The sequence below is a fragment of the Azohydromonas lata NBRC 102462 genome (assembly GCF_001571085.1).
In the GTDB taxonomy this organism is placed as follows: Bacteria; Pseudomonadota; Gammaproteobacteria; order Burkholderiales; family Burkholderiaceae_C; genus Azohydromonas; species Azohydromonas lata.
This window is the reverse complement of the sequence record NZ_BCTC01000214.1, coordinates 1-3,316: the sequence shown is the minus strand read 5'-3', so window position 1 is coordinate 3,316 and position 3,316 is coordinate 1. Positions and strand designations below refer to the sequence as shown.

Sequence of the window (3,316 nt, the reverse complement as noted above, 5' to 3'; positions counted from 1 at the left end):
AAGCGTCGGGGCCTAGAACCTCCGCGGCCGGAAAATCGACGTGGCGCAATAACTGCGCGCCGTAAAGCATGCCGGTGATTTGCATGAAATCTCCTTCAAAGGGTGAGGCAAGGCAGCACGGCAACCAATGCCGCGCAGGTTTTTGAAAGTCACGAAAATCAGGTGTTCACGGCGGCAGGATATTGAAACCAATACTTGGTCAATAACTGTTCAATACCTGGCCATCCCGCTCGCAAAAGCGCGAATCTGGAATCTGGAATCTCGCACCGCGCCGGGAACTGCAGTGCGTTTACTTAAGTATTCCGGCGGGCGCTGTCAGTCTGCTGTCAGCTTGCCTAGGGTTAGTACCCGGTGCGGGGCTGAATTGCTACCAAATATGAATCCGGCCGTCCATGAAAAAGGCGCCCTGTTTGGGCGCCTTGGGAGCAATTTGGCAAGCGCTGGTGGCGGCCGGTGTTTTGATATTGAGCGGGCTTGGACGCGGTTTCGGGTTGCATTTTCAAGCCCGCCCTGGTTGCCCGTCAGAAATTGTGGCGCATGCCGAATTCCACGCCGCGCGAGGAGCCGCCCGCCGCCAAGCCGCTGGCGCCGCCGGAAATGGCGTAGGCCAGCGCGCCGCTGTTGGAGATGTGCGAGAGCGTGCCGTACAGCGCCGTGCGCTTGGAGAGGTTGTGCACGTAGCCCAGGCCGAGCTGGCGGGCGTGGTTGTCGTCCAGCGACGCGGCGCCCACGCTGCCGGAGAAGCTCACGCGCTGCAGCGAGGCCTTGATTTCGCCGTTGCCCACCGGAATCCAGGCGCCCAGCAGCACGTTGTTCTGGCGGGCGTCGGCCTGCTCGAAGCGGCGCAGGGCCAGCGACACGCGCACCATGCCGAAGTCGTAGAGCGCGGCGATCACGCGGTCGTCGAAGTGGCCCGCGGTGGTGAGGTTGTTCTCGGTGCGGGTGAGGGCGCCTGAGACCACCAGCGGCCCGGCCGCATAGCCCAGCCGCGCGCCCTTGACCTTGTGCTGGCCATTGGCGGCGGTGCCGTTTTCGTCCGACGCCCACATCAGGCCGCCTTCCAGGCCCCCCCAGCCGGCGGGCATCAGCCACTGCACGGCGTTGCTGGTGCGCGTGGTCGTGTTGGGCGAGGCGCCGAAGGACGACTTGATGGGCCCAACCGGCGTGGCGGACACGAAGTTGGCCGAGGCCGCCACCCCCACGTGGCTGAACGGGTCGAAGCGCACCCAGTTGGTGTAGCTGGGCACGTAGTCGCGGCCCAGGCGCAGCTCGCCGGCCTGCTTGCTGGCCAGGCTCAGCGTTGCGCGCCGGTCGAACAGGGTGTTGGCGGTGGTGTTGGCGCCGGTGTCCAGCGCCACGCCGCTTTCCAGGTGGAAGCCGGCGCTCAGGCCGCCGCCCAAGTCCTCGGTGCCGCGGAAGATGAAGCGGCTGGTGGCGTTGGAGCCGCTGACCAGCGAGGTGACGCCGCCCAGATCCTCGTTGCGCACGTGGCGCACAGCCGAGTCGGCAATGCCGCTGAGCGTCACGCCGCTTTGCGCCCAAGCGCCGCCCATGCTCGCGGCGCCCAGCGCCAGGCCCCATGCCGCTTTCGTTTTCTTGTTCATCAATTGTCCCCGGTGATGGCTGTTCTCGTGATGGCGTTGCGCTCAGCGCCTCACTTCGCCACGGGGTCCAGGCCGGTCGCCTTGATGATGGGCGCCGCCGCCGGCGAGGCCAGGAACTTCACGAGTTGCTTGGCCAGCTCAGGCTCCTTGCTGCCCACGGCCAGGCCGGCGGAGAAGAACACCTTTTGCTGCACCTCTTCAGGCAGCGGGCCGACGAACTCGATGTCTTTGAAGGGCAGCAGCTCGCTCACCTGCTGGAAGCCCACGTCGGCCTCGCCGCGCGTGAGCACCGTGCCCACGCGCTCGCTCATGATCTTCTTGGACTTGTCCTTGATCTGGTCCCACACGCCCAGCTTGGGGAACAGCTCGTTGGAGAGATAGGTGCCGCTGGCGCTGGCGGAGTAGGCGATGGACTTGGCTTCCAGCACCGTCTTCTTCAGCGCATCGACCGTGGAGATGTCCGGCTTGGGCAGGCCCTTGCGCACCGACAGGCCGATGAGCGAGCGGCCCAGGTCCACGCGGGTGTTGGGAACGACCTTGCCTTCCTTGGCCAGCGCGTCCAGCGCGCCGTCGGCCAGGATGACGATGTCGAACTGCTCGCCGCGCGCCAGGCGGCTGGGGATGGAGTCCTGCGCGTTGCCCATGGAGGCGCCGTAGGCCGTGATGACCTTGTGGCCCGTGGCGGCCTCGAACAGCGGCACCAGTTCCTTGTACGCGGCCGTGAAGCCGCCGGAGCTGACCACGCGGATCTCGCCGGCCATGGCCGAGGCGGCCACGCCCAGCGCGAGGCCGGCGACGAGGAAGGCGCGGCGGGATGCTTTGAAAAGGGTGTTCATGGACTTGTCTCCGGGTGTTGTGGTGTTGTTGCTGCGAGAGCAGCTTGTTGCGTGCGCTATGGGGTAGGCGGCAAGAAAAACGGTCGTCATTCCCGCGAAGGCGGGAATCCAGGCGGTCCCCAAGCCGGCCGCGAGCAGGGGCGCGGGAGAACCGACGCCGTCGTGCCTGCAGGACGGCTTACGTTCCGGCGTGGGACCGCCTGGATCCCCGCCTGCGCGGGGATGACGAAGTAGAGGGCGGGGCTGACGAAGTAGAGGGCGGGGCCGACCCGCTTGCGGCCGGCGTCAAGGGCCGCCTCAGTCTTCCTTCATCTGCGCCGCCTTGGCGATGGGCGCCAGCCGCGCCTTCTCCGTCGCCAGGAACTTCTTGAAGTCCTCGCGCGAACCGCCTTGCGGGTCGATGGCCATGGGGATCAGCTTGGCGCGCAGCTCAGGCGATTTAAGCGCCGCGTTCACCGCCGCGTTCATCTTGTCCAGGATCGCGTCCGGCGTGCCCTTGGGGGCGAACACGCCCGACCAGTGGCCGATCACGAGGTCCTTGAAGCCTTGCTCTTCGGCGGTGGGCAGGTCAGGCAGCGCGGCGATGCGGCGGTTCCAGGTCGAGGCGATGGGCTTGAGCTTGTTGCCCTTGATCTGCGGCATCACCACGGGGCTGCCTTCGGAGGTCACGTCCACCTGCTTGCCCACCACGGCAGCCATGCCCTCGGAGCCGCTCTTGTAGGGAACGATCTGCATCTTGGCGCCGGCCTTGAGGTTGAGCATCTCCGCCACGAAGTGCGGCGTGCTGCCCGTGCCGGCGGTCGCGAAGTTCAGGCCCTGGCCGGCCTTGGAGGCGGCGATCAGGCCCTTCAGGTCCTTGATGGGCGAATCGGCCGG

The 3,316-nt window shown here is 66.6% G+C and carries 3 protein-coding genes; all 3 read right to left on the bottom strand.

Annotated elements, in window-relative coordinates; genetic code table 11:
* Window positions 1–521: 521 nt before the first annotated feature.
* On the bottom strand, window positions 522–1,604 hold the full coding sequence (locus ALA01S_RS30485) for a porin (protein WP_066343466.1): 1,083 nt from the start codon (window positions 1,602–1,604) through the stop codon (window positions 522–524).
* A 50-nt stretch (window positions 1,605–1,654) separates the two neighbouring features.
* On the bottom strand, window positions 1,655–2,440 hold the full coding sequence (gene modA / locus ALA01S_RS30480) for a molybdate ABC transporter substrate-binding protein (RefSeq protein ID WP_066343464.1): 786 nt from the start codon (window positions 2,438–2,440) through the stop codon (window positions 1,655–1,657).
* Between the two features lie 297 nt (window positions 2,441–2,737).
* On the bottom strand, window positions 2,738–3,316 hold a 579-nt coding region (locus tag ALA01S_RS30475), incomplete at its 5' end, for a Bug family tripartite tricarboxylate transporter substrate binding protein (protein ID WP_169806052.1).